This is a genomic window from Acidovorax sp. PRC11 (assembly GCF_031844105.1).
Classification (GTDB): domain Bacteria; phylum Pseudomonadota; class Gammaproteobacteria; order Burkholderiales; family Burkholderiaceae_C; genus Paracidovorax.
Map to the genome: position 1 here is coordinate 34302 of NZ_JAUZUQ010000019.1, position 25125 is coordinate 59426.

Below are 25125 nucleotides of genomic sequence, written 5' to 3' on the forward strand. Positions count from 1 at the left end.
CCGTGCTCACCGGCCGGGGCTTTTTTCATTTCACCATGACTCCAGCACCGAACTTCGCTGGACTACGCCGAAGCCCGATACAGCAGGTTTATCAATAACTTAGGCGAGTTCAACATATGCCGGTGCTTTCCGAAACCTGACCCGGCTTCCCCTCTGCTGGCCCCTACATGGCTCTTGGGAATCGGGTCTTTCCGAGGAGTCATCGTGGCAAAACTCAAGCTCACCAAGTCCGCAGTCGATGCTGCGCAACCCCAGGCGCAGGCCGTCGAACTCCGGGACACGCTGGTGCCCGGCTTCCTGTGCAAGGTTACACCAGCGGGCCGCAAGGTCTTCATGCTCCAGTACCGCACGAACGCCGGCGAGCGGCGCAAGCCCGCTCTGGGCCTGTACGGGGAACTGACCGTCGAGCAGGCCCGCTCGCTGGCCCAGGAATGGCTGGCCGAGGTGCGCCGGGGCGGCGACCCCAGCGCGGCCAAGGCCGCTGCCCGCGCAGCCCCCACGGTCAAGGAGCTGTGCACCAAGTTCATGGAGGACTACTCCAAGCAGCGCAACAAGCCCAGCACCCAGCGGGGGTATCAGGCCGTCATAGACCGCTGCATCGTTCCGATGCTGGGCCGCATGAAGGTGCAGGATGTGAAGCGGCCGGACGTGGCCACGGCGATGAAGAAGATGGCCCACAAGCCGGCCGAGGCGAACCGCGCTTTCAGCGTGATGCGCAAGATGTTCAACCTGGCCGAGGTGTGGGGCCACCGGCCGGACGGCACCAACCCCTGCCGCCACGTCCCGATGTACCCCAACGGCAAGGCCACCCACCTCATCAGCGACGAGGACATGGGCAAGCTGTTTCGGCGACTGGAGCACATCGAGGCCGAGGGCCTGGAGAACTACGTCATCCCGCTGGCGATCCGCCTGCAGTTCGAGTTCGCCGGTCGCCGCTCCGAAGTCGTCACGCTCGAATGGGCTTGGGTGGATCTGGAAAACCGGCGTGTGGTCTGGCCCGACAGCAAGACCGGCGGCATGTCCAAGCCCATGAGCGAGGAAGCCTACCGGCTGCTCTCGACGGCCCCACGGCAGGAGGGCAGCCCTTACGTGCTGCCTTCTCCGCGCCACCCCGGCAAGCATCTGACCACGGGCGAGTACTACGGCGGCTGGAGCCGCGCCCTCAAGGCGGCGGGCGCGGCCCATGTGGGCACGCACGGCATCCGCCATCGCTCGGCCACGGACATTGCCAACTCGGGCATCCCTGTCAAGGTCGGCATGGCGCTGACGGCGCACAAGACCGTGGCGATGTTCATGCGCTACGTCCACACCGAGGACGACCCGGTGCGCAAGGCCGCCGAGTTGGTGGCGAACCGGCGCAAGACGATCACCGAGGCGCAGCGGCCTGCGGAGGTGGTCGCATGACCAGGAAGACGCCTGCGGCGGTGGGAGCCGCACCCGCCGCCGTACCTGCCGGCTACGCGGGCATCCACGGCGGCATCGTGGAACTGCTCGATGCCGCGCGCCAGGCAGCAGCGCGCAGCGTCAATGCGCTGATGACGGCCAGCTACTGGGAGATTGGCCGCCGCATCGTGGAGGCCGAACAACAGGGCAAGCGGCGCGCGGGGTACGGCGAACAGTTGATGGCCCGGTTGTCCGCTGACCTGACCGCGCGGTTCGGGCGGGGCTTTGGCGTCAACAACCTGGAGAACATGCGGCGGTTCTTCCTCGCATACCCTGTTTCCGAGATTTCCCAGACACTGTCTGGGAAATTGGGAAACGAGCCGCCCGGCCAGAAATCCCAGACGGTGCCTGGGAAATTGAGCCTCGCCGAGCTGGCGCAGGTGTTCACGCTGCCGTGGTCAGCTTATGTCCGGCTGCTGGTGGTCAAGCACGACCATGCCCGCCGGTTCTACGAAATCGAGGCGCTGCGTGGCGGCTGGAGCGTGCGCCAGCTTGACCGGCAGATCGGCAGCCAGTTCTATGAGCGCACGGCGCTGTCGAAAAACAAAGCGGCGATGCTGGCCAAGGGCGCGGTGCCGAAGCCCGAGGATGCCGTCGCTCCGGGCGATGCCATCAAAGACCCGTATGTGCTGGAGTTCCTCGACCTCAAGGACGAGTATTCGGAGTCCGATCTGGAAGCCGCCTTGATCCGGCGGCTGGAAGATTTTCTTCTGGAGCTGGGTGAAGGGTTCACCTTCATCGGGCGGCAGCGGCGCTTGCGCATCGACCAGACCTGGTATCGGGTGGACTTGCTGCTGTTCCATCGCAAGTTGCGCTGCCTGGTCATCATCGACTTGAAGCTAGGGAGCCTGACCCATGCGGACGTGGGCCAGATGCACATGTATTGCAACTATGCCAAGGAACATTGGGCCTACCCCGAGGAAAACCCGCCCGTGGGCTTGATTCTGTGCGCAGACAAGGGCCATGCGCTGGCGCGGTATGCGCTGGAAGGCTTGCCTTCGAAGGTGATGGCGGCGAACTACCGTACCGTGCTGCCGGATGCCGAACTGTTGCAGAAAGAGCTGGAAACCGCGCGGCACCTGTTGGAGCTGCGTACGTCGAAGTAGTCCCGGAAACTCCAGCAATAGCTGGGCGTCCTGGCGTGCCGCCGTCGGGTTCACGGGCTGCACCCCGCGCCTCTTATCGCTCTACGCTTCCGAGGCCGCGTCTGGCCCCGTCTTGTGGACGGCAAGTTCGTAGCCAACTTGAACCGGAACGACCTCTCCTTTGACTACCTCACGCCCGGTTAGATCCAGCACCCGAACCTTGGATGGCCCATACCGTGCCGGGTCTGGTGAACCCGGTGTCGGAAAGGGAAGAATTGAAACTGGCTGACCGTTCAGGGCGAGGTCGTGTTTTTCCGACGGTAACTGCACTTGGAATACCTCGTTCCCGTAGGCCAGTACCAAGAACATGTAGGGATAGTTCGCGACGTGAGCTTTTCGCCGCAGGACAAATGCGGCGATCAAATCGTTCGGCATTGGCCCTGGCTGAAATGTACGAATGATCGGGCACTGATCCGCAAATCGACGACTGTGGTCGGTTGACCTCACCCAACTCATCAAGTGTGGGAAGTTTCCGACTTCTTCGTCGGGGAGCAATGTCAGGCCAATCTTCATGAACGCCTTGAGCACTGCGACCGGCGTATAGGAATCGCGCTTGAGCTGAAAGGTGATCCGCTGGTTCGCTTCGTCTATCTGGTAAAGCGGGTCATCCTCATACGAGGTGATATTGAAGCCCGCAGCGCCGTACTCGATTCGCCAGCCTTTCCCGTCGCCGCCTTTCTTCAAGGTCGGCACGCCACTTTTTCCACGAATGCGTGCGAAGGTACGTGTTGGCTTCGACCAGTTGCCTAGATCGTTCTCGATGCCGCGTCCAAACCCTTCATTGCAGTCGTCGCACTCATACACGCTCTCTATGCTCTTGTTGCCGAGTGCTTCCGGTATCGCATGAGCGACCTTGCGGAAGGTCACCTCGGGCGGCTTCCTACCGCAAAACCTGCAAGTGCGATTCTGCCTGTCGCCGAGGACAACCTTATCTCCTGGGCGCAGGAACCATTGCCGCAGCATGTCGTAGTGCGTTTCGTAGAACTTGATATTGGCTTCGAGAGAGGTCATGAAGCTTTCGTTTTGAGATGATGGTTGAGCGCCTATGCGCGCGATACACGGCATGCAGGCCGGATTGTCGTTTGATCCGGCCCCTGGGCGTCGCAAAACGCCCAAGGGCACTGCGGCCGCCGTGTCGGCGACGCTGTGTGATGACTTGAGCACCGAATGGGAAAGGTTGATACTGCGAGTCTCCGAAACTCGATGAAAGTACCTTGAGCCGTCTACGGCGCTGCGGCAAGTGACGCGACGGCAGGTCCGGCCTTACGCTTCTTGGCCGTGTTCACGTTGCGCGTCTCGACCTGTCCGCGCCAGGTTTCCAGCGCCATGATGTCGGCGAGCAGTTCATCGGGTTCCGGGACGGCGACACCACCCATGAGTGCCTTATCGTGCGCGTAGTTCGAGCACTTTGTCATGCCCGCGTTCACTTGCGCGTAGTCATCATCCTCAACTACAACACCGGCCAGCCGCTGCGTCTCGACACCTTTGCGGAAGCGAAGGATGACCTCTCGCAGTAGTACTTCCTCGACGGCACGTTCCCATGCCATGCGCAAGCGGAAATAGGCATCAACGGTCTGCCGTCTGTGTTCTTGCTCTTCGCCGTCCTTGTGGAGTTTGGCGATGGCTTGATGCTGGGCTTTCAGGGCGCTGACGCGCTTGCTCGCGGTCTTTCCCTCGAATGGGAGATCGGGGTCCGCAACCCCGAAGCCCTCTGCGCGGCGGGTCAGGCTTTGGGTTGCAATCGGGACACCGGCCAACTTCGCTTCTTCGACCAGCAGGCACAGGAAATAGATGTCATGGGTAAACACCACGACCTGCCGCTGCGCTGCCTCTGCAGTCAGGCGCTTTGCCACACGTTCACGCCGACGGTGATCGAGCGATGACACCGGATCATCGAACACGATGCCGCCCTTACCGCCACTCAGGCCGACCTCAGCAAGGAAGGAGCCGATCGCGATCGCACGCTGCTCGCCCTCGCTCAAGATGTCACTCGGACTGCGGCTTTGTGGTAGTTCCAGCTTGAGCTTGTGCAGGGCTTTACCCCTATCCGACCGACTCTGCAGCGAAACGCGCAACGTGCCGACACCGAGCGCCTTGAATTCGCGGTTCAGGGCGTCGGCCAGTTCCTTCGACACAACCTTCTCCGCCAGTTCCGACGCCTTTAACGAGATGGCGTTGGTCTTCACGGCAGACAGGCACTTCGTGAGCTTGGCCTGGTGGGCGAGTCGATTGACGGCGGTGACGACAGCATCCTTGATCTGACTCAGTCTTACCCGTGCATCCAGTTCCAGGAACTGCTTCTGCAGGGTCGCACGGGCCTTTTCGTCCGAGGCCTTCTCCAAGGTCACCGCTTCGGCATTCAGCTTGTCAGCCAAAGCCTGAAGGCGCTCGGTCGGATTGACCAGAGGTTGACTGACGTCGTCCCACTGATGCGAGATCACTGCCGCTTTGATGGCCTCCTGGCGAGCGGCCAGGAGCGGCTCGAAAGCCTTGGCATCGGCGGCCAGTTGCGGGTCCAAGGCCTCGATTTCTCCATATGTCACGTCGTCGAGATTCAGCGTGAGAACCTGCGCAGCGAACGGCTTGTATTCCGCGTACAGGGCAACACGGCGTGCCTGGGATGTCTTCTCCGCTTCCTGTTGAATAAAGGCTTCGAAGCGCAGCAAGCGGTCGGAGCCTTCGGCAAGGGGTTGTTGGCAGAGCGGGCAAGGTGCGTCCGCGCCCAGCGCGGGGAACGATTTGTCTGGGTGGGATTCGATGGCGAACTTGCGCGCTGCCTCGAATAGTTCACGCCATGTCTCGCCGCCGGTACCCGGCAGCAGGTTCTCACCTTCCTTGAACTGCTTCGCGGCGAGGGCGGCTGCAGTCTGCGCCGTGCGATAGCTGTCTGCCAGACCTTTCAGCTTGGCGACGACAGCTTGATCCACCTGTGCGCCTTTGCTGGCCGCATTCGCTGCGATAGCTGTGATACGGCGAGCGCGCAAGCGCAGTTGCGCGGCCTTCTCCTTCGGGTTGTTCTCCTTCAGGCTCTTGTCCAGAGACGCATGTTGGGTCAGTTCCTCTGGGGTCACCGTTGCCAGCGCTTCAATCTGGGCTAGGGCCGTCTTGGCGGAAAGCGAGGCGACTAACTTGCCGACGGGTGTGTCGCCTTGCAATGGCGCAAAGGCGGACAGATCAGCGGCGGATTGGGTGTATTCAGTCTCGATCGCCGTCTTCAACTGCTTGCAGACTTTGGCCAGCCCTTCGAATACATCGAGCCCGTAGGGCACATAGGAGAAATCGTCCTCTCTGTCGAGGTAGGCGCGAGCGCAACGCGAGTCGAAAATCGCAAATGACGAAAGCGCTGCAGGAGCCACTTTGCCGTGTTGCCAGTGTGCATCTTGCGCAACTCCATCGATTGCGATTTCGAACGTGGCTTCCGGAGTCCCGGCTTTGCCTGCAGGCAAGTTGGCGTTCGGATGAATAGCCTCCGTCTGATCGCGCGCACGACATGCGCGCTTGAGCACACGGGAGTACCCCGACTTGCCTGAACCGTTATCGCCATAGATGACGGTCATTCCAGAGGCGCCGAAGGGCAGACGTTGATTCTCCGCAATCGCGTTGACGTGCCGCATGCTCTTGATGGCTCGCAGCTCAACGTGAGTTGTCGCTTGGACCGGAGCGGGAATCTGATCTGCCGTCAGCGGCTTGGGCTTGCGGTCTTTGGGATCTGGGATGCCATGTGCCGCTTTGAGTAGCGCGAAGAGGTCATCCTGATCCTCTATCGTGAGCGTTTGCTTGGCCAGCAGGCGGGCCACCGCATCGCTCTGCCACTCAGGCAACCCCTTCGTCCAGTCCAGTATCTCCTGCAATATCGACATAGGCCCCTCCCGCCGTCGTGTCATTTATCGTCCAGAAGCTCTCCCGATTCGCCGCACAGGCCATGGGAGCGCTGTTGCAAACGGAAACATTATGACCCCCCAGGGTTCCGCTGCAAGGCTCGCGCACAGTGCCTTGCGTTTCGCACCAAACCGCCACCACGCGGCATTGCCTTCTCATGCATTTGGTAGCGAGCAAAACCCTCCGCCCTAAGTCCGCTCAGATACGTCCATCAATTGCACCTCCGATTTCCGTATGTCATAGCTGATGCCTTTGATTTCGCAGATGACTATGGACTGTGGGATAAGCTCCAACGTCGGATCGGTTCTTTCCAAGAAATCCCAGTCATCGTTGAGCGATGCGGGATCTTCTTTGTACCAAACCTGTGGATGAAACCATTGATCACCCTCATCGTCCGTTTCGTATAGATAGGCATTTAACTCACGCCCATGTCTCTTGAAAAATCTCTTTACGAACGATGCTTTGTTGAATAGCGTGACGTTGAGCGGGCGCTTGTTTTCGGATGCTGGCACCTGTGCAGAGCGGAAGATTAATCCATCCAAATTGAGCTTCGCATGGGTGGCGAGATAGTCGGATATCACTTGCGTCAACAGATAGCCATCCTCACTGTGCTCAGGGAGGACGGGCTTGGTGAGTACTCTTTCGAGTTGAGAAAGAAACTTCTGCCGCCGCGCACTTTCCAGTGATGACGCATCAAACATGCTGCGATTGATGACAGATGGAATTTGCGGCAGGCGCGTCAAGTCCAGCAATCGTATTGAACGAAGAATTTTGAATTCTGCAACCGCAACACGGCTTCCAACGGGAGGCCGTACTTCGGCAATCGCGACGTCTGGCGAATTGGCGCCGTAGAACATCGAGATGCCTCTGGCGTTCATGCGTCCCGCGCTGCCAACACTCGAAGGCGGTGGTCCCAGTTGAGCGTCTGGGTCTTCCAGCGCCTTCTCTAAGGCATCGTCGTTCTGAAAAACACGTGCGCGAAAAAGAGTTCCCAATTCATGACCGGGGCCGACCGCGATAATCAAAGGTTCGCCTGAGGCAGTGGCATCTGTGTCCACCTTGTCGAAGACCATCTGGAGCACTTCGAGTGCGTCTGGGTTAACAAACCTGGCGCGCGTCCGAAGACTGTCCTGCATGTCGTGCCATCGGCGATGAAGCCAGTGGTCTGCTACGCCAGTTTTAATGAATAAGGCGTCCGCCTCTGGTGCCTGGCCATCGTATGCGTCGCGTTCCCAGATAGTCCGCACGATTTCGAATAAATCGTCGGCAAGCGCATTGGATGCGGGTTCTACCTCTTGCTGAATGACCTCCTGGAGTTCATCCCCGAGAGACGGATACCCATGATCCTCACGAAGAACATTGTCGGCAACTTGATAGTTGTCCTGGAACTCGTGGTCAAAAATCTGCGCGATTTCATATAGCTCCAAGGTCGGCGCGTTCCGTCCGCAATAGGCACACGCCACATCGGTCGTTTCGCTGGCACTTATCTTCTGGCTTAGAAACTGATTGCCGATGCATGTGCCACAGACTGCCTTTTCATCCAGATCGACTCCGCTCAAGATGCTGCTCCATTATTTTTGATTTGCTCTGTCCTCGGCGCCGCACTACACGAAGCAGGCGAAATCCTGCTAGGCGGGCGCCATGTCCCGTCCCTTTTCATGGGCGTACCAGCGTTAGATTAGCGTAACGACAAGCTACTGAGTTAGGCACTCATGCTTTGTCGGTTGTGGATGCAGGGCGTCCCCGGCCAAGAAACATGGCCGGTCGCGCTGTCGTGCTGCGCATCGAGCCCCCTTCGGGGTCTCGCCCCTGACGGGCTTCCATCGTCCCCTCGCTCCGCTCGGCTGACGCCTCCGGCCCGGCTTCCAGCTTCGGGCCTGCGCGCTTCGCTTGCCTTGCGGTCGGCGTGAATGGCGGCCGTTGCCTGTCCAGCCATCTTTCCTGACTCCATCACCTTGTCCGCGACTGTAGCCCGCGCCCGTGCGCCATCAAGGCGCGCAGGGCCGTGTCCTCGGCTGCGCCTGCGGGCCGCACCCACCCTGCGCTTGTTTCCTTGACGGCGCCCGTGCGCGCGCTCCCTTTCGTCGCGGGCGATGAACTCAGGAAAGACGGTGGCAACGAGGCCAACCGGGTTCTTCGTGCCGACCGCACCGAACAGCCGAAAGGCTGGGCTCCGAATCTAGGAATCCGGTGTGCGCTTTCTTCAACAGTCAAGTCAGGAGAACGACATGCTTGCCAACCGTTTTGCTTCCCACTCCCCCGCACTGCGCAGCGACACCCCGCTGTCGGATGACCAGATTCGCCGGGTGGCCCCGTCCATCTTCGCGGACGCCCCGCATGACAGCCGCTCCGAGCGGTACGCCTATATCCCCACGGTCGCGGTTTTGACCGAACTTCGCAAGGAAGGGTTTCAGCCCTTCATGGTGTGCCAGACCCGCGTGCGCCGCGAAGACCGCCGCGACTTCACCAAGCACATGCTCCGCCTGCGCCATGCCAGCCAGATCAACGGCGCGGAAGCCAATGAAATCATCCTGCTGAACTCCCACGATGGCACCAGCAGCTACCAGATGCTGGCGGGTCAGTTCAGATTTGTTTGCGCCAATGGGCTGGTGTGCGGAGACACCGTGGCCGATGTTCGCGTGCCCCACAAAGGGGACGTGGCGGGACAGGTCATCGAAGGCGCTTTCGAGGTGTTGAACGGCTTCGAGCGGGTGCAGGAATCCCGCGACCTGATGCGCGGCATCACTTTGGACGATGGCGAATCGGAAGTGTTCGCCCGCGCCGCGCTGGCCCTCAAGTACGACGACCCCGACAAGCCCGCGCCCATCACGGAATCGCAAATCCTGATGCCGCGCCGGCTCGAGGACCGCCGCCCCGACCTGTGGAGCGTGTTCAACCGCACGCAAGAGAACCTCACCAAGGGTGGACTGCATGGGCGCAGCGCCAACGGACGCCGCCAGCAAACCCGCCCCGTGCAAGGCATTGATTCCGACATCCGCCTCAATCGCGCCCTGTGGCTGCTGGCCGATGGCATGCGCGCCCTCAAAGCCTGACCCCTTCCTGAGTTTTCCCCGCAGGAGGGGCGGTTTCCCCTCCATTCCTTGTTTCACTCGATTGGAGATTCACCATGAACGCTGTTACCCACACCGAAGCCCGCGCCGTCACCACCGCAGCGACCATGCTGCAAGCTGCTGACCCGAGCAAGCACATGACCCTCGTTCCGCTGTCGCGGCTGGTGCTGCGCCCCACGGGCCGCAACGTGCGCAAGACCGCGCCGCGCATGTCCATCCCCGAACTGGCCGCATCCATCCAGCGCGTGGGTCTGTTGCAAAACCTCATCGTCATTCTTGCCGCCGATGGCCTGCATTACGAGGTGGTGGCCGGTGGCCGACGCCTCGCGGCCCTCAAGCTGCTGGCGAAGAAACACCGCATCGCCAAGGATTGGAACGTGCCGTGCCTGCAGGTGGCCGATGGCACGGCACGCACCGCCAGCCTTACCGAGAACGTGCAGCGTGAAGCCATGCACCCGGCAGACCAGTTCGAGGCCTTCGCCGCGCTGGTTGCCGAGGGCCGGCCCATCGAGGACATTGCGGCGGATTTCTCCGTCACGCCCCTGGTGGTGCAGCGCCGCTTGAAGCTGGCGAACGTCTCGCCGCGCCTGATGGACGACTACCGCGCCGATGCCGTGACGCTGGATCAGTTGATGGCCCTGGCCATCACCGACGATCACGCCGCGCAGGAGGCCGCGTTCTACGATGCGCCGCAGTGGCAGCGCAATCCCTCCGCGCTGCGCGAGCGCCTGACCGAGCGCGAGATCGGGGCCTCGCATCCGCTGGTGCGCTTCGTCGGGCTGGACGCCTACGAAGCCGCAGGCGGCGGCATCCGCCGCGACCTGTTCGCGGAAGGCGATGCGGGCGTGTACGTGTCCGATACCGCCCTGCTGGAAACACTGGTGCGCGAGAAGCTGGAAAGCTATGCCTCGACTCTCCGCGCCGAGGGCTGGGCCTGGGTGGATGCCACGCCCGCCATGACTTATGCCGACCTGCAAGCCTTCCAGCGTGCCCCGAGGGAGCGGCGCACGCCGAACAAGCGCGAGGCGCAGCGCATCGAGCGGCTGCAAGAGAAGATGCAGGCCGTGGGCGTTGCCGTGGATGCAGCGATGGACGCCGACGACGAGGACAAGGCCGAAGCCTTGCAAGAGGAAGGCGAAGTCCTGGGCGAGCAGTTGCAGGCGCTGGAAGAGGGCTTGCAGGGCTACAGCGCGAACGTGAAAGCCGCAGCCGGTGCCATCGTCACCATCGACCGCAACGGGGAAACCGTGATCCATCGCGGGCTGCTGCGCGAGGCCGAGGCCAAGGCGCTGCGCACGCTGGAGAAGCTGCGCCAAGGTTTTGCCGAGGGTGAAGGTGCGAACGACGATGATGGCGAAGCGGCGGAAGAAGCCCAGGCCCCCGCCGTCTCCGACCGGCTGGCGCAGCGCCTGAGCGCGCACCGCACCGCCGCGCTGCAAATCGAAGTCGCCCGGCATCCGCAAGTGGCGCTGGCCGCGCTGGTGCATGGCATGGTGCAGAGCGTCTTGCAGGGGCGCTACTACGGGCACGACATGCCGATGGGGGTTCGCTTCACGCTGCAAGACCGGCTGGAAGGCATGGCCCCGGACTGGCCGGAATCACCCGCCGCCCTGGCGCTGCGCGAGCTGCAACAGGTATGGGGCGACAAACTGCCCGAGGACAGCGCCGCACTGTTCGCCGCGCTGCTGGCGATGGAGCAAGGCGAACTGGTCCAACTGCTGGCCGTGTGCGTGGCCGCGACGGTGGACGTGGTGACGCCTCGCGCCACGCCGCACCAGCCCGGCGAGGAACTGGCGCAGGCTGTGGGCCTCGACATGGCGTCATGGTGGCAACCGTGCGCGGAAGGCTACTTCAGGCACGTTCCGAAGGCCGCGATCCTGCAAGCCGTGGGCGAGTTCGCGCCGGCTCACGTCGCTCGGCTGGGCAAGCTCAAGAAAGCGGATATTGCCAGCGAGGCCGAACGGCTGGCCAAGGGCACGGGCTGGATGCCTGCCATCTTCAAGGCCGAAGGGCCACAGGAGGTAGGGCCGGAAGAAGGCGCGCAAGCCAGCGCCTCCGCAATGGATGAACTGGCCGAAGCATTGGCCGCCTGAACCTCGACGCAGAGCAGCGCCCCGGCCCCGGCCGGGGCGCTGGCTTGCAAGGAGCCAGATCATGCCCACCACCGACACCACAAGCCGCCCGCGTATGGCGGCGACCTATGCGCCCGGTACGGTGCGCGCCCGCCGCTGGCACGGCGAGGGCGACGTGCGGAGCTACCGTCCGCCCTCGGGGTGGACGGCCCGCGCCGACCTCACGGACGTTCACCCCATCACGGGCCGCGCCCTGGCGCGCGCCGCGTGGTGGATCATCGAGACGAAAGACTGATGCCGGCACCCGGCCCAGGCCGTTCCGGCCTGGGCCGGGTGGATTCAAAAATCCGGGCGCGGCAGTGGCCGCGCCCGGTGTCGAACCCCGAAGGCCAACCAGAACGCCACAGCCTTCGCGACCGCTCCGGTTGCGGCGTTGGCGCGCGCTTGATGGCGAGGGCCCGATCACACCTTGATCGGGCCAAACATCCCTGTGTAGATCAGCGTTTCCCAAACCTTCTTGATCCCCTGTCCGGTCTCCTGGCTCACGAACAGCGACGACCTGGCGCCGTGAGGGGCGCCCAGGAAATACGAACGCATTGACTCCCAGGTCTCCGCGACCTGCGACCAGGTCCAGCACGGAACTTCTTTCTCCAGGATCAAGGGCACAGCGATGGCCAGCGGGATCATCTTGTCCATGGGCAACGGCTCTTCCCAGTTGCACTTGACCAGGATCGGGGTTGCCTCCGCGCTGTAGAACTGCACATCCAGCTTCTCTGCCGTGATGTACGCGGCGTGGTGGCGAGGCAGGGCCAGCACGGAATCCAGGACCTTCTGGCCATCGCCATAGGGGCAGGTGATGAATCCGTGGGCGAAGTACCGCGTGTGATCGAGGCCCTTGTAGCCGCAGCGATCGCTGGGGGTCGTAACGGGATGGCGGTCATCGTGATTGCGTACCAGCGGGTGCCATGAGGGGTATCGGTCAACTACCGGCCCGAGTTCAGTCACGATGTCTTCTAGCGCCCTTTTGCTCCGGAGGCGCTGCGATTCGTCCGCATCCCGAGGGCGGGGGACAAGGTACTTCTCCACCTCTTCGTATCCTGCTTGTGCTGCTTCATCTGCTCGGAACGCCATGATTCACCTCGTTTTGCTGTGTTGTGCGTGAATGTATTGTGTTACGCATGAAATGTCAATATTGTGCGTAAATTGATTGATTCATGGTAGTTGGCGGTCCGTAGTTCGACGACCATGAGCGTGCCGGCGCAACGCGCCGTCGGGCTCTCGGGCTGCGCCCCGTGCCGACTTCGCTGTCACGGCCATTCGGCTTCCATCCCTCACGCCTTCGCGCCTGCGGCGCTGCGCGCTTCGCTTGCCTCCGGGGGACAGTCCTACGGACTCTCCCCGCCGCGCATGGCTTGGCGCCCCTCAATACCGCCGAACCGGCATGCGCCGGATCGGCCGGGCCAGCGCCCCGCTGCGATGGACGGGGCGCTGGCGAACACGCCGGCGCTTGCTGCGGCAGGTTGTGCAAATGCGTGCTGTCCTCAACGCTGGCGGTTCGTGCCCATCACGTCACGAAGGACGGTTCACGGACAACCCGCCCGGCATCGCTATGGAGCTTCCACGCCACGCCTCAAGACCGGCACTGCAGAGTGCGGCCGGGGCGTTCTCGCCCGTCGTTGGCTGGTTGACTTGGCCCGCGTCACGAGGCGAGCCGGAGCAGCCTTCGGGCGGGGATGCTGAGTCGGCCTTGTCTCCTTTCGGTTTGGGGGTGGTTCGGCCCAAGGCGTCCTTGTCTCGTTGTGAATCCTGGCTGTGGCACGGCTGCGCCTCGGTCTTCATGGCTGCAACCGTCCGGCGAAAACAATTTCCCCGCCTTTGTCACTGCGTTCGGCGGCTTCCTCGCGCAGCAAATTCTTTTCGCCTCCCGGTCCTCCACGGTGTTGCGGCCGCAAGCGGTGCAGCCAGCCCGTCCCCCGCCGGCCGGATCACAACAAGGACGCGATGGGCGCGAACCTTGTTCAACCAAAAGGAGTTTCATCATGGCCAACATCGGTACCTTCACCGCAGACAAAGACGGCTTCACCGGCACGCTTCGCACCCTGACGCTCAACGTCAAGGTCAAGCTGGTCCCCAACGACAAGGGCGACAACGAGAAGGCCCCCGACTTCCGCCTGCAGGCCGCCAGCCACGACATCGGCGCGGCGTGGAAGAAGACCAGCGAGGCCGGGCGGGAGTACATCTCCGTGACCCTCGACGATCCTTCGTTCCCGGCCACGGTCTACGCCCGTCTGATCGAAGGCGAGGACGGCACGCACGACCTGATCTGGTCGCGCAGCAAGCCCCAGGCGGCCTGACGGCCGCCAGCGCCCCGCCCACGGCGGGGCGCTGCGTTGTGGGTTAGTCCCGAACGCGGCAACGGCAGATGGTGGTCCATAGCGAGCTGCGGCCCCCTGTTTGGGAGCGGTGTCTGTGTTTACGGCCCGGGGCATGGCGTGTCGGCGCGATGCGCCGCCGGGCTTTGCGGGCTGCGCCCCGTGCCGTCTTTGCCGTCACGGCCATTCGGCTCCAATCCCTCACGCCTTCGCGCCTGCGGCGCTGCGCGCTTCGCTTGCCTCCCGGGGATCGGCGCAAGGCCCATCCCCGCCGCGCGGTCCTTGGCGCCCTCGACACTGGCTGGGCGTCCAAGACCGCCTTACTGCCCGAATTGACCAAGCCCAGGGGGAGGCGGCACTGCGTTAATCCAGCAACCGGGGCTTTCGCTATCGAAAAAATCTACCTGAACAGGTCCAAGATCATCTTGAATGACTTGATACACGTAATTGCAGTAGACCTGATCACCACGGAATACAGAGACCGCCACCCGCCGAATTCCGGTCCCACGCATCCGCTGCAGCAGATGCCGGTCATGCTCCCCGAGTCCCCAACCGAACAGCGTCAACGTGAATCGCTGCGACGTGAGCACCTCGCGGTACACCGTGGCCAGATAGTAGCTATTCTGGATCGAGGACACCTTCTGCTGCATCGTTCCCTCGCTGACAAACAGCGGCACGACTTGCTCGCTGCGCCACGCCTGCAGGATCGCCTCCAGCAAGCCCGCTCCTGCACTATGGATCTTGAGCTCCTGTTCCACAGCGTTGCGGCATAGAGCCAAGTTTCCATGGGGATAGAACACCAATGTGTTGGTTCGCTCCCGATAGGGCTCACGGAACCTCTGCCACGCATCATTGAAGGCGCCGTGTGCGCCGTTCCCGAGGAAGCAATCCTTGAACAGATGTCCGTCTTGGACATTGAGCCCATAGGTCATAGTCCAATAGACCAGCAAGTCGTAGTTCAGCGAAATGACCGTGTCGAACCCCTTCAGGAACTGGTACATGCTGGGCAATCGGCCACTCACCAGATCATATTCAGGATGCACATTCCGAACGGCTTGAATCAAACACTCTCTGACGTTCAGGTAGGCCTGATGCGTGCGATGGTCTGGTATCTCCAGCGACTTGTTGACGTTGGACGCCTGCCAGACCAGGCGAAGAATCAGCTCAAAGTCGGATGTTCCGAAAAAGCGAAAGAGGCGATTTACATCATCGGCGAGCAATCCCGTTCGCTGGGCATGCTCCAGCAATGAGCCGTAGCCGAAGCTGGGCGAGACAGCCATGCTCGCTCCGTTGCCCAGAAGAATCGTTCCTTGTTGGTAGTTGGGCGCAATCTGCGTCCACTGCGCGATGGGGTATGGCATCCCTGGCTCCTCCTTGTTGTTCGATTACATGATGACATTTTCGGGAGTGATCAAGGACTCATAACCTGCAAGTACCGCGGATAGGTCACTCGTGCCCCGTTTTCAGTCTGCCGCGGCTGCACGCTTCGCAGTACCCCAGGGGAAAGCCCTGCGGGCTATCCCCGCCGCGCGCAGCTTGAACACCGCCGAACCGGCTGAGCCTTGCCAGCGCAGGCGCACACGCTAGAGCGTGCCACCCTTCTTCGTCACCATCTCCAGTTCCTGCCGCACCTGCGCCAGCAACTGGTCGGCCTGCCCCAGGTCCTTGCCGGCATAGGCCAGCGTCAGCAGCGTGAGCGGGTGGACCTCCATGACGTCGCACAGCTCGGCGAGCTTGTTCAGCGTCGGGCTTTTCATGTCACGCTCCAGCGTGCTCATGTAGGTGCGGCTGGAGACGTCGGAGAACGCCTCCTGGCTCAATCCACGCGCTTTCCTGATGGTCTTTAGTGCCTCCGACAATGTATGTTTCGCTGCCAACCCTGGATCTCCCCAAAATCCAAGATGACAGCCGATTGAGTTCTATAGGGCTACAATCTATAGTGTTCGTCTATGCCGATCTGCCGCTTTCGTGCTTTACGGAAATCCGTATCTGCGGCTTCGCACAGAAGCGCAAAGCCGCTTCTGTGTCTTTGCGCCAACCCGCCGATACGGTTCTGCGCTTTCACGCTTCAGCGGCTTTGTGCGAATGAGGGGGTAACCCGTGGACCGACTCATCACCGAGGACGAGCGCAGGCAACTGCTGGAGCACGGCGCGGTTCGCGCTGCCGGCCAGGCCATCGACCCGCAGCCCGTCGTGCGGCTCTTCACCCCGGACGCACACGCCACCTGGCTGCTGGCTTCGCTCAACCCGGCCGATGGCGACACGGCCTACGGGCTGATCGACTTGGGGATCGGCATGCCCGAGCTGGGCGAGATCAAGCTGTCCGACCTCGCCTCCATCGTCGGGCCGCGCCGGCAGCCCGTGATGCGGGATCGGTATTTCCGGGCGGCACGCACGCTGTCGGCGTACACCCGGCTGGCCCAGGAGAACGGTTCCATCCTCGATTGAGCGGTTCGCGCCACGGCCAAACCGGGCGCATAGAGGCTATTTGGGTCTTACTTCAGACCTGTCAGGTCTTAGTCGGCACTGTTGCACCAAACCGGTGCCACTCTGGCGAAACCGGCCATGACGCAGCGCGCGTCATGGGGCACGGTGGATGGCGCAGGAGGCGGCATTTCCTCGCACGCCACCGTCGCATTCAGACGATCCGCACAACAGACGGTGTTGCATTTCGTCTTGACACGCAAGTTACCAATCTACCATCTTATTCACGAATGGATGCTAGTTTGATGCGGTGACGTTGGCGTGCGGAACCGGTGACGGCTTTCCTGCGGTTTCAAGGGAGCTTGCGTCATGGCCGAGCCGCATCACCTTGCGCACTGGTATCCAACAGCGGCGTATCTCTACGTCCTGTACCTGGACGCGCTCGCGCTGGCCTGGGAGTACCTGCGCCGCCATCCCGACTACCGGCTCGACTGGCTGCGCCACCATCACCGGCAACCCACACACCAGGCCGCACAGCACGCGGCGCGCCGCTGGGGCCTGCGCCTGCTGGAAGACCCGGCCCTGGATGCGCGCGACGCGCATCCGGCCTGGCTGCCCGGCCACGATGCTGTGGTGCAGCTCCATCCCGATGCCGATCCGCCGCCCGAGGCGGCGGCCTTCGCGTTCTGGAGCATTCCCGGCCACAAGCAACTGCTGCATGACGGCAAAGGGCTAGCGCTGATCGCGCGCGGCCCTGGCCATTGCGCGCGCTTCGCGCTGGCGCCCGGCCTGGAGGACGGCATGGCGGTCGCCTATGCCCACCGCGGCCGTGGCGCTCCGCATGTGCCTGATACGCCGGCCCCGATGGCCCGGCCCCGGCCACCGCCTGCGGCGCTGCTGGAGCTGCACACCTTGCAGGCGCTCGACGCGACCCTGGCGGGCGCGTCCTTGCGCGAGGTGGCCGAGGGTCTGTTCGGTGCCGATGCCGTGGCCGCCGACTGGCACGCGGATGGCGACCTGCGCGCCCGCGTGCGCCGCCTGGCGCGCCGGGGCGATGCGCTGATGCGCGGCGGCTATCGCCGCCTAGCACAGCTCCCCCCGCTTGAGAAGGGACGTTTTGAAGGGGACGCAAAACGTCCCTGAGCAGCAGAGCTTCGTTTTCTGAGACTGCCTCCATCCGGTTGCGCTCTGTGGCCGGAGCTTTGAAAGCTATGGAGGTACACCCCATGCGTCCTGCTCCCCTGCGGCCTGCCGCCGCTCCCGCAACTGCTTCGACCGCTGCCGCGCAGCCGCAGCGCTATCTCACCAACGACGAAGCCGCCGACTACCTGCGGCTGTCGCCGCGCACGCTGGAGAAACAACGCGTGCTGGGTGGCGGCCCCAAGTTCCGCAAGTTCGGCCGGCGCGTGATGTACGCCGTGGCCGACCTCGATGCCTGGGCCGCCGAGCGCAGCTTCGAAAGCACCTCCGATCCCGAGTACGCCGAGCACCATGCGGCGGACACCCGTGCGCGCTGATCGCTGGCACGCGCCCGGCCATCGCCATGTCCCGCCCTGCGCTGCCGTCCCGGCAGCGGCTATCGCAAGAACGCGAACAGCTCGACCTGTTCCGCGCCTTGCCGGGCGCCATGGCGCCGCGCGACAGCCAGGACCTGATGGCCTTTCCGTTCTTCTCGCTGGCGAAGTCGCGGCGCACGGCGCCGATCGACTTCCAAGCCAGCGGCGTGACGATCCGCGTGGAGGGCACGCAAGAGCACGGCATCGCCACCATCTGGGATGCGGACGTGCTGATCTGGGCCGCCAGCCAGATCGTGGAAGCGCGCGACGCGGGCCTGCGCCCGTCGCGGCTGATGCAGGCCACACCCTACGAGATCCTGCGCTTCATCGGGCGCGGTACGTCGCTGCGCGACTACCAGCGCCTCAAGGCGGCCTTGGATCGCTTGCAGTCCACCACGGTGGCCACGTCGATCCGCGAGACCACGGGAAGGCGTCTGCACCGCTTCTCGTGGATCAACGAGTGGAAGGAGCTGGCCGACGCCCGCGGCACGCCGCTGGGCATCGAGCTGATCCTGCCGGACTGGTTCTATGGTGGCGTGCTGGATGCGGCACTGGTGCTGACCATCGATGCGGGGTATTTCCGGCTGACGGGTGGCATCGAGCGCTGGCTATACCGCCTGGTGCGCAAGCACGGCGGGCACCAGCCCGGCGGCTGGCAGTTCGATTTCCGGCACCTGCACCGCAAGTCGGGCAGCACGGCGAAGCCCTACGACTTCGCCTGCGACCTTCGCGCGCTGGTCGCGCGGCAGTCGCTGCCCGGCTATGTCCTGGGCATCGAGCGGATGGACGGAGTCGAGCTGCTGACGTTCCGCCCGGTGCGTCCCGTGCCGTGGCCGGCACGGGGATAAACGGTGCGAAGCCTGTGGACGAGCTCGTGCTATCAGGCGTGCCAGGTCTCGTGCTATCAGGCGTGGGACTATCGTGCTATCAGGCGTGTCATTCGCCCGCAAAGCCAATGCTGGCACGGGTTTCGGCCTCCCTTAACTTCCCTAACTTAAATGCTCTAACTTCTAGTAGAAGCACCGCGCCTCGGTGGACAACCGCCGCGCGGGCAGAAACGCAGCAGCAACAGCCGCGCTTTCCAACGCGGAGGGCTAGGCCATGATCGTCGCGCTGCTCAACCAGAAAGGCGGCGTGGGCAAGACCACGCTCGCCACCCACATTGCCGGCGAGCTGGCGATGCGCGGCCAGCATGTCGTGCTGCTGGACGCCGACCCGCAAGGTTCATCGCTGGACTGGACACAGCGTAGAAGCCAGCAAGGTCTGCCACGGCTGTTCAGCGCCGTGGGCCTGGCACGCGAAACGCTGCACCAGGAAGCGCCAGAACTCGCCAGGCGGGCCGATCACGTCGTCATTGATGGGCCGCCCAGGATCGCCGCCTTGGCGCGCTCTGCGCTGCTGGCGGCCGAGCGCGTGCTGATCCCGGTGCAGCCGAGTCCCTACGACCTGTGGGCCAGCGCCGAGATGGTGGCGCTGATCCGCGAGGCGCAAGTCTTCCGGCCTGTGCTGCGCGCGGCCTTCGTCATCAACCGGCGCGTCAGCACCACCGTGATCGGGCGCGAGGCTCGCGGGGCGCTGGCCGATCAGCCGCTGCCCGCGCTGCGCGCGGAAGTGCATCAGCGCATCGTGTTCGCTGACAGCGTGGCCGCTGGCCGGCTCGCACGCGAGACGGCGCCCGACAGCACCGCCGCACGCGAAGTCACCGCCTGGTGGACGAACTGCTGCGGTGGCCGCCATGAACAGCCCCGCCAGCAAGCGCGCGGGCAAGCGCATTGGCATCGGCGCGCGCCCGCCCGCGAATCCGCACGCCGAAGCGTGGATTCGCCAGGGCAGCGCCGACGAACTCCAGAAAGGCGATGTCTATACGGCTCGCCTGACCCTTGACATCACACCCGCCATGCGTTCGCGCATCAAGGTCTCGGCTTTCACGCAGGGCGTGACGGTGGCCGACCTGCTGCGCGCGCTGCTGGAGCGCGAGTTTCCCGAACAACGCAGGGAGAACACACCATGACCGCATCCGCTTCGCCTGTTTGTGCGCCCGCCGCTGACGCGGCCACGGCTGCGCCCCAGCCATCATCCGTCGCGCCCTGCGGCCAGCCGGCCAGCGCGCCGCTGACGCGGGTGGCGCTGGCCTACATCGAGGCCCGTTTCAAGCTCTACCTGCGCTTCGGCGAACCCGCGCGTACGCACCAGCTCGACCGCTGGCGGCGCAGCGCTGTGTTCCTGCCGGGCGCGCTCTTTTGCCGCATCCGCTGGCAGGCCAATGACTATGGCACCGTACGCTGGCAGCTCATGGTGATGCAGGCCTGCACGCCGTTGGACGGCGCCCAGCGCATCCCCGGCGTGCAGCCGGGGGCGCGCCTGCTGCTGCACGCCGAGGGCGAGGGGCAAGTGCGCGCCGTGCTGGAGCGCATCGACACCATCGAGGCGCTGGACATCGCACCCGCCGCCGTCTCGCCCGCGTACTGGCGCACGCTCGCCAATCGGCTCGCCGCCCGCCTGCCTCTGCCCGAATACACCGCCGAGCGGCACGCCGCCTGGCTGGCCGGGAGGGCGCTGCCATGAGCGCCGTTTCCACCACTGGCACCACGCCGCGTCCTCGTTCGCACACTCGCTCAAGTCGGCGCGCTCGCATCGTGCTCGCAGGCCTCGCCGCCTGCGGCCTCGCTGCGCTGGCCTGGGCCTCCTTCGTGCATCCGCTGCCGCGCCTGGCCTACAACCCGTCCGACAGCGTGGCGGTCGGCTGGTATCGCGTCGATCCGCTCTATCCGCCCGCTCCGGGGGCGGGTTCGCTACCCCGTCCGCTACCACCGTCATTGCACGTCGGTAGCATCGTCCTGACCCGCTTGCCGGCAGACGCCGCCGCGCTGGCCGCGCAGCGCGGCTACCTGCCGACGCGCGTGCCCCTGCTCAAGCGCGTGGGTGCCGTCGCGCCGCAGGAAGTGTGCATCGCGGGTGGCAGCGTCCGCATCGACGGCGTGCCTTCGGCCGCCGTGCTGCCCGCTGACCGGCTGGGCCGTCCGCTGGCGTCCTGGCCGCAGTGCAGGCGGCTTCAGCCGGGTGAGCTGTTTCTGCTTAGCGTCACCAATCCGGCGTCGTTCGACAGCCGGTACTTCGGGCCGATCAGCGCATCCACAGTGATCGGCATCGCGCATCCGGTCTGGCTGGAGAAACGCCCGTGATGGCCGCCGACGCGCTGCACGTTGCCGTGCATCTTGTCGTGCCATCGGGCGTGTTGATCCGGTGGCATTCAACCTGTCGCCACGCGTGCAGTGCAAGCGCCCATCCTGCGGCTTGGGCGCTGCTTTCTCACGTGCAGGTGTCTTGCCTCGAACCTGCCGGGCCTGTGGCCCTGGCCGCGTTCGCCGGGGCGCTCGCTGCTCACGCAGCAGCGCCACCGGGCCGCAGGGGCTGGGAGCGGATGCGGGAGGCCAATGCGGAAGGCAAGACAAAAGGGGGCGGCACCTGTCGGCCCGCAAAGCCAGTCTGCACGTGGGGGGGCGAGGCACGCAGCGGCTTTGCCGCCGTGCCGCTTGGGGCGTGAGGCACGCACCGATACAGGCATGTCCGCGTGCTTCGCACGCCCGGACACGCCAGAGTTTGCAGGGAGCGCAGGCATGACCAACCGCCGCGACGATGATTTCCGCATCCGCCCCAGCGCACCGAAGAACCGGGGCCAGGGCTTCGTATCCAAGGTGCTCCAGCAGGCAGGCAAGGCCAGCGGCGGCAAGTCCACGGTGCGCCGTCCTGGCGGCAGTGGCAAGGGCACCGGCCAGCGGCCCGGATCGCGCCTGGGACGCGGCCACACGGCGGCGCGCTTCGCAGGGGCGAAGCTCACGCCTATGTCGCGGCGCGTGACCATCAAGACACTACTGGTCAACCAGCAGCGGGCCAGTCCGCAGTCGCTCGCCAAGCACCTGCGCTACATCGAGCGCGACGGCGTGGGCCGCGACGGCGAACCGGGTCGGGCCTATGGGCCGCAGACCGACGAAGCTGATCTGAACGCATTCAAGGAGCGCTGCGCCGATGATCGGCACCACTTTCGCTTCATCGTTTCGCCCGAGGAAGGGGCCGAGCTGGAAGACCTGCGCACCTACACGCGGCACCTGATGGGACGCATGGAGGCCGACCTGGGCACGCGGCTGGAATGGGTGGCGGTCGATCACTGGAATACCGACAACCCGCACACCCACCTGATCGTGCGCGGGCGCGACGACACCGGCAAAGACCTCATCATCGCGGGCGACTACATCACTGATGGTTTTCGTCATCGCGCCGCCGAGCTGGCGACCGAATGGCTGGGGCCACGCACCGAGCTGGAGATCCAGCAGACCTTGCAGCGCGAGGTGGAGCAAGAGCGGTGGACTAGCCTGGATCGCACGTTGAAACGCGAGGCCGGCGAGGATGGCCGGGTACAGATCGAACGCTTCAACGAACCGACGTTGCAACGCCAGCGCCTGCTGCTGATCAGCCGCCTGCAACGCTTGCAGCACCTGGGCCTGGTCGACGAGACGCAGCCCGGCAGTTGGGCCGTCCATGCCGATGCCGAGAAGACCTTGCGCGCCCTGGGCGAGCGTGGAGACATCATCCGCACCATCCAGCGGGCCATGAGCGGCCAGCCGCGCGAGCTGGCGGTGTTCGAGCCGGGCGACGATGGCCGAACTATTCTCGGCCGCGTAGCCGCGAAGGGGCTGGCCGACGAACTGCGCGACCGGGGCTATCTGGTCATCGACGGCGTGGACGGCAAGGCCCACTACGTCGCGCTCAATGCCCGCGACGAGCTGGCGAACTATCCCAGCGGCGCCGTGGTGGAGGTGAAAGGATCGGCCGACGTGCGCGCGGCGGACAAGAACATCGCCGCGCTGGCGAGCGATGGCTTGTACCGTACCGACCATCACCTCGCCATCGCCCAGGGGCAGGCCGTGCCCGGCCGCGATCCGCAGGAAGTCGTCGCGGCCCATGTCCGCCGACTGGAAGCCTTGCGCCGCGCCGGCATCGTGGAGCGTGTGGCCGAAGGTCTATGGAAGGTGCCGGACGATCTGCCCGAGCGTGGCCGTCAGTACGACGCGCAGCGCCTGGGAAGCGTGGCCGTGGAACTGAAATCGCACCTGCCCATCGAGCGGCAGGCCCGCGTGATCGGGGCCACCTGGCTCGACCAGCAACTGATCGGCGGCGGCTCGGGCCTGGGCGACCTGGGCTTTGGCGGCGAGGCCAAACAGGCCATGCAGCAGCGCACCGACTTCCTGGCCGAACAGGGGTTGGCCGAGCGGCGCGGGCAGCGCGTGATCCTGGCGCGCAACCTGCTGGGCACGCTGCGCAACCGGGAGCTGGCGCAGGCCGCGAAGGACATTGCAGGCGAAACGGGCCTGGAGCATCGGCCCGTGGCCGACGGGCAGCGCGTGGCCGGCATCTACCGGCGCAGCGTCATGCTCGCCAGCGGGCGCTACGCGATGCTTGATGACGGCATGGGCTTCTCGCTGGTGCCGTGGAAGCCGGTGATCGAACAGCGATTGGGGCAGCAGCTTTCCGCGACGGTTCGCGGCGGCGGGGCGTCCTGGGAGATTGGGCGGCATCGGGGGCCAACCATTTCTTGAGTCAAGGTAAAGCCACAAGCCGGTGGGCAAAATTAGATTTTATCCATAGATGGGTGATCAATCCAAAGCGTTACCAAAGGTTGGGATGTCAAAATTAGAATTATCTGTAATTTCGGATACACGGCCACATTCAAAGGCACGCTATCGCGTATATGGATTGATGGTTTCCGACCAGTGCCGCATGCGCCTTCCGCAGAATTTGGGGCAAATCCACGATGAAGAGAATAATTTGGACGTTCTGGTTTTTTGCGCTGGCATTGAGCGCTTTATGGCTTTTTACCGATACGCTCTGGCCTGCACAGTCCAACTACTTCGCCCTGCGAACGGTATGGATTCAATACAGCGGCGTACTGGCCATCGGCGCGATGTCCGTGGCGATGATGTTGGCCACGCGCCCGGCGTGGCTGGAGCCCAGCTTGAACGGACTGGACAAGATATACCGCCTGCACAAGTGGCTCGGCATCGCTGCTCTGGCCGCTGCAACAGTACACTGGCTGTGGGCGCAGGGTACTAAATGGGCCGTAGGCTGGGGCTGGCTGACGCGCCCCGCGCGCAAGCCCCGCGCAACGGCTGATTCAATGGGCTCCATTGAATCGGCGCTGCGTGGCTGGCGTGGACTGGCCGAGGACTTGGGCGAATGGGCCTTCTACGCCGTCGCCGTGCTACTGGTGCTGGCTTTGGTTAAGCGCTTTCCCTACCGGCTGTTCGCCAAGACGCACCACTGGATGGCAGCGATCTACTTGGTGCTGGCCTTCCACACCTTGGTGTTGGTGCAGTTCACCTACTGGGCCCAGCCCGTGGGCTGGGCTTTGGCTATGCTGCTGGCGAGCGGCACGGTATCGGCGGTGTGGGTGCTGCTGGGCCGAGTCGGTGCGCAGCGCACCGCGCACGGTGTCATCGAATCGCTGCAGACCTACCCTGCGCTGAACGTGCTGGAAACCACCCTGCGGATGGACCCGGGCTGGCCCGGCCACCGGCCCGGACAGTTTGCCTTCGCCATGTCCAACCCGAAAGAAGGCCCGCACCCCTACACGCTAGCCTCAGCCTGGGTGCCGGAAGACCGGCGCATTACCTTCATCACCAAGGCGCTGGGCGACCACACCCGCCGGCTGCCTGAGCGCCTACGGGTAGGCGACCAGGTAACGGTCGAGGGGCCTTACGGCTGCTTCACTTTCGACGACGAGAAGGCCCGCCAGATCTGGATCGGCGCCGGCATCGGTATCACGCCATTCATTGCGCGCATGAAGTATTTGGCGCAGCATAAAGGCCAAGACGCACGCCCGGTCGATTTGTTTCATCCTACGAGCGACGTTGATCCGCAGGCCATCGAGAAACTGCGCGCCGACAGCCAGGCGGCCGGCGTTGTGCTGCACTTGCTCATCGACAAGCAGAACGGTCGCCTGACGGGTGAACGCCTGCGTGCCATGGTGCCGGGTTGGAAAGACGCCAGCGTCTGGTTCTGCGGCCCCACGGCCTTCGGCCGCGCGTTGCGCGCCGACCTGCTGGCCCAGGGGCTGGAGCCGGAGGCGTTCCACCAGGAGCTTTTCGAGATGCGCTGAATGGAAGAAA

Annotated in this window: 21 protein-coding genes and 1 pseudogene; 16 read left to right on the forward strand and 6 right to left on the reverse strand. The window is 64.1% G+C overall.

The genetic code is table 11. The annotated features are described in order from the left end of the window. Positions 1 to 204 precede the first annotated feature (204 nt). Positions 205 to 1404 (forward strand): site-specific integrase, encoded by a 1200-nt coding sequence (locus Q9R47_RS18990; protein WP_061289664.1) that lies wholly within the window; start codon positions 205 to 207, stop codon positions 1402 to 1404. Next, positions 1401 to 2549 carry a YhcG family protein gene (locus Q9R47_RS18995; protein WP_061289668.1) on the forward strand — a complete coding sequence of 383 codons (1149 nt, stop codon included), beginning with the start codon at positions 1401 to 1403 and terminating at the stop codon, positions 2547 to 2549. The genes Q9R47_RS18990 and Q9R47_RS18995 overlap by 4 nt, the downstream gene beginning before the upstream one ends. 81 nt (positions 2550 to 2630) lie before the next feature. Here Q9R47_RS18995 and Q9R47_RS19000 read toward each other — a convergent pair whose 3' ends face one another. From Q9R47_RS19000 to Q9R47_RS19010, 3 genes are all read right to left on the reverse strand, one after another. After that, entirely contained in the window at positions 2631 to 3599 is a 969-nt protein-coding gene (locus Q9R47_RS19000; protein ID WP_061289670.1) for an HNH endonuclease, read from the reverse strand. A gap of 212 nt (positions 3600 to 3811) precedes the next feature. After that, a complete protein-coding gene (locus Q9R47_RS19005; protein ID WP_061289673.1) occupies positions 3812 to 6448 on the reverse strand; it encodes an AAA family ATPase in 2637 nt (878 codons plus the stop codon). A 207-nt stretch (positions 6449 to 6655) separates the two neighbouring features. Continuing rightward, positions 6656 to 8026: an RES family NAD+ phosphorylase gene (locus tag Q9R47_RS19010; RefSeq protein ID WP_050042450.1), complete on the reverse strand. Its 1371-nt coding sequence runs from the start codon at positions 8024 to 8026 to the stop codon at positions 6656 to 6658. A 669-nt stretch (positions 8027 to 8695) separates the two neighbouring features. Here Q9R47_RS19010 and Q9R47_RS19015 point away from each other — a divergent pair. The 3 genes from Q9R47_RS19015 (at position 8696) to Q9R47_RS19025 (ending at position 11905) form a co-directional block, all read left to right on the forward strand. Beyond that, complete coding sequence (locus Q9R47_RS19015) at positions 8696 to 9520, forward strand: DUF932 domain-containing protein (RefSeq protein ID WP_061289679.1); 825 nt, start codon at positions 8696 to 8698, stop codon at positions 9518 to 9520. Positions 9521 to 9594: 74 nt separating this feature from the next. After that, on the forward strand, positions 9595 to 11631 hold the full coding sequence (locus Q9R47_RS19020; protein WP_061289682.1) for a ParB/RepB/Spo0J family partition protein: 2037 nt from the start codon (positions 9595 to 9597) through the stop codon (positions 11629 to 11631). A 61-nt stretch (positions 11632 to 11692) separates the two neighbouring features. Beyond that, positions 11693 to 11905 carry a hypothetical protein gene (locus tag Q9R47_RS19025; RefSeq protein ID WP_061289685.1) on the forward strand — a complete coding sequence of 71 codons (213 nt, stop codon included), beginning with the start codon at positions 11693 to 11695 and terminating at the stop codon, positions 11903 to 11905. Positions 11906 to 12072: 167 nt separating this feature from the next. On the opposite strand, the gene Q9R47_RS19030 is transcribed toward Q9R47_RS19025, so the two are convergent. Continuing rightward, on the reverse strand, positions 12073 to 12741 hold the full coding sequence (locus Q9R47_RS19030) for a hypothetical protein (RefSeq protein WP_061289688.1): 669 nt from the start codon (positions 12739 to 12741) through the stop codon (positions 12073 to 12075). A gap of 908 nt (positions 12742 to 13649) precedes the next feature. On the opposite strand from Q9R47_RS19030, the gene Q9R47_RS19035 reads away from it, so the two are divergent. Further along, positions 13650 to 13964 carry a DUF736 domain-containing protein gene (locus Q9R47_RS19035; RefSeq protein ID WP_019726278.1) on the forward strand — a complete coding sequence of 105 codons (315 nt, stop codon included), beginning with the start codon at positions 13650 to 13652 and terminating at the stop codon, positions 13962 to 13964. A gap of 338 nt (positions 13965 to 14302) precedes the next feature. Here Q9R47_RS19035 and Q9R47_RS19040 read toward each other — a convergent pair whose 3' ends face one another. Both Q9R47_RS19040 and Q9R47_RS19045 read right to left on the reverse strand, forming a co-directional pair. Next, the gene (locus Q9R47_RS19040) at positions 14303 to 15343 is read right to left on the reverse strand and encodes a DUF4917 family protein (protein WP_061289692.1); all 1041 of its coding nucleotides are present in this window, start codon (positions 15341 to 15343) and stop codon (positions 14303 to 14305) included. Positions 15344 to 15565: 222 nt separating this feature from the next. Continuing rightward, positions 15566 to 15859, reverse strand: coding sequence for a helix-turn-helix domain-containing protein (locus Q9R47_RS19045; RefSeq protein WP_074931783.1), 294 nt, complete (start codon positions 15857 to 15859; stop codon positions 15566 to 15568). Positions 15860 to 16082: 223 nt separating this feature from the next. On the opposite strand from Q9R47_RS19045, the gene Q9R47_RS19050 reads away from it, so the two are divergent. From Q9R47_RS19050 to Q9R47_RS19095, 10 genes and pseudogenes are all read left to right on the forward strand, one after another. Next, positions 16083 to 16430 (forward strand): DUF2958 domain-containing protein, encoded by a 348-nt coding sequence (locus Q9R47_RS19050; RefSeq protein WP_061289697.1) that lies wholly within the window; start codon positions 16083 to 16085, stop codon positions 16428 to 16430. A 345-nt stretch (positions 16431 to 16775) separates the two neighbouring features. After that, complete coding sequence (locus tag Q9R47_RS19055) at positions 16776 to 17549, forward strand: DUF7011 domain-containing protein (RefSeq protein WP_061289701.1); 774 nt, start codon at positions 16776 to 16778, stop codon at positions 17547 to 17549. 83 nt (positions 17550 to 17632) lie between these two features. Continuing rightward, the gene (locus Q9R47_RS19060; RefSeq protein ID WP_061289704.1) at positions 17633 to 17923 is read left to right on the forward strand and encodes an AlpA family transcriptional regulator; all 291 of its coding nucleotides are present in this window, start codon (positions 17633 to 17635) and stop codon (positions 17921 to 17923) included. Positions 17924 to 17949: 26 nt separating this feature from the next. Next, on the forward strand, positions 17950 to 18810 hold the full coding sequence (locus Q9R47_RS19065; RefSeq protein WP_311234717.1) for a replication initiator protein A: 861 nt from the start codon (positions 17950 to 17952) through the stop codon (positions 18808 to 18810). Between the two features lie 253 nt (positions 18811 to 19063). Next, positions 19064 to 19701, forward strand: a pseudogene (gene parA / locus Q9R47_RS19070) (ParA family partition ATPase). After that, entirely contained in the window at positions 19698 to 19973 is a 276-nt protein-coding gene (locus Q9R47_RS19075; protein ID WP_061289780.1) for a hypothetical protein, read from the forward strand. Before parA ends, Q9R47_RS19075 begins: the two are co-directional and overlap by 4 nt. Beyond that, a complete protein-coding gene (locus Q9R47_RS19080) occupies positions 19970 to 20527 on the forward strand; it encodes a DUF2840 domain-containing protein (protein ID WP_061289774.1) in 558 nt (185 codons plus the stop codon). The genes Q9R47_RS19075 and Q9R47_RS19080 overlap by 4 nt, the downstream gene beginning before the upstream one ends. Continuing rightward, a complete protein-coding gene (locus Q9R47_RS19085; protein ID WP_061289771.1) occupies positions 20524 to 21144 on the forward strand; it encodes a S26 family signal peptidase in 621 nt (206 codons plus the stop codon). Before Q9R47_RS19080 ends, Q9R47_RS19085 begins: the two co-directional genes overlap by 4 nt. Positions 21145 to 21579: 435 nt before the next feature. Then, positions 21580 to 23556: a relaxase/mobilization nuclease and DUF3363 domain-containing protein gene (locus Q9R47_RS19090; RefSeq protein WP_011517536.1), complete on the forward strand. Its 1977-nt coding sequence runs from the start codon at positions 21580 to 21582 to the stop codon at positions 23554 to 23556. A 215-nt stretch (positions 23557 to 23771) separates the two neighbouring features. Next, positions 23772 to 25115, forward strand: coding sequence for a ferric reductase-like transmembrane domain-containing protein (locus Q9R47_RS19095; RefSeq protein WP_311234718.1), 1344 nt, complete (start codon positions 23772 to 23774; stop codon positions 25113 to 25115). The last annotated feature ends 10 nt before the right edge of the window (positions 25116 to 25125 follow it).

Excerpts from the sequence above, each read along its gene's own strand:
- Q9R47_RS18995 (WP_061289668.1), top strand. The coding sequence starts at position 1,401 with ATGACCAGGAAGACGCCTGCGGCGGTGGGAGCCGCACCCGCCGCCGTA.
- Q9R47_RS19000 (WP_061289670.1), bottom strand. The coding sequence starts at position 3,599 with ATGACCTCTCTCGAAGCCAATATCAAGTTCTACGAAACGCACTACGAC.
- Q9R47_RS19005 (WP_061289673.1), bottom strand. The coding sequence starts at position 6,448 with ATGTCGATATTGCAGGAGATACTGGACTGGACGAAGGGGTTGCCTGAG.
- Q9R47_RS19015 (WP_061289679.1), top strand. The coding sequence starts at position 8,696 with ATGCTTGCCAACCGTTTTGCTTCCCACTCCCCCGCACTGCGCAGCGAC.
- Q9R47_RS19020 (WP_061289682.1), top strand. The coding sequence starts at position 9,595 with ATGAACGCTGTTACCCACACCGAAGCCCGCGCCGTCACCACCGCAGCG.
- Q9R47_RS19025 (WP_061289685.1), top strand. The coding sequence starts at position 11,693 with ATGCCCACCACCGACACCACAAGCCGCCCGCGTATGGCGGCGACCTAT.
- Q9R47_RS19030 (WP_061289688.1), bottom strand. The coding sequence starts at position 12,741 with ATGGCGTTCCGAGCAGATGAAGCAGCACAAGCAGGATACGAAGAGGTG.
- Q9R47_RS19035 (WP_019726278.1), top strand. The coding sequence starts at position 13,650 with ATGGCCAACATCGGTACCTTCACCGCAGACAAAGACGGCTTCACCGGC.
- Q9R47_RS19040 (WP_061289692.1), bottom strand. The coding sequence starts at position 15,343 with ATGCCATACCCCATCGCGCAGTGGACGCAGATTGCGCCCAACTACCAA.
- Q9R47_RS19055 (WP_061289701.1), top strand. The coding sequence starts at position 16,776 with ATGGCCGAGCCGCATCACCTTGCGCACTGGTATCCAACAGCGGCGTAT.
- Q9R47_RS19060 (WP_061289704.1), top strand. The coding sequence starts at position 17,633 with ATGCGTCCTGCTCCCCTGCGGCCTGCCGCCGCTCCCGCAACTGCTTCG.
- Q9R47_RS19065 (WP_311234717.1), top strand. The coding sequence starts at position 17,950 with ATGTCCCGCCCTGCGCTGCCGTCCCGGCAGCGGCTATCGCAAGAACGC.
- Q9R47_RS19075 (WP_061289780.1), top strand. The coding sequence starts at position 19,698 with ATGAACAGCCCCGCCAGCAAGCGCGCGGGCAAGCGCATTGGCATCGGC.
- Q9R47_RS19080 (WP_061289774.1), top strand. The coding sequence starts at position 19,970 with ATGACCGCATCCGCTTCGCCTGTTTGTGCGCCCGCCGCTGACGCGGCC.
- Q9R47_RS19085 (WP_061289771.1), top strand. The coding sequence starts at position 20,524 with ATGAGCGCCGTTTCCACCACTGGCACCACGCCGCGTCCTCGTTCGCAC.
- Q9R47_RS19090 (WP_011517536.1), top strand. The coding sequence starts at position 21,580 with ATGACCAACCGCCGCGACGATGATTTCCGCATCCGCCCCAGCGCACCG.
- Q9R47_RS19095 (WP_311234718.1), top strand. The coding sequence starts at position 23,772 with ATGAAGAGAATAATTTGGACGTTCTGGTTTTTTGCGCTGGCATTGAGC.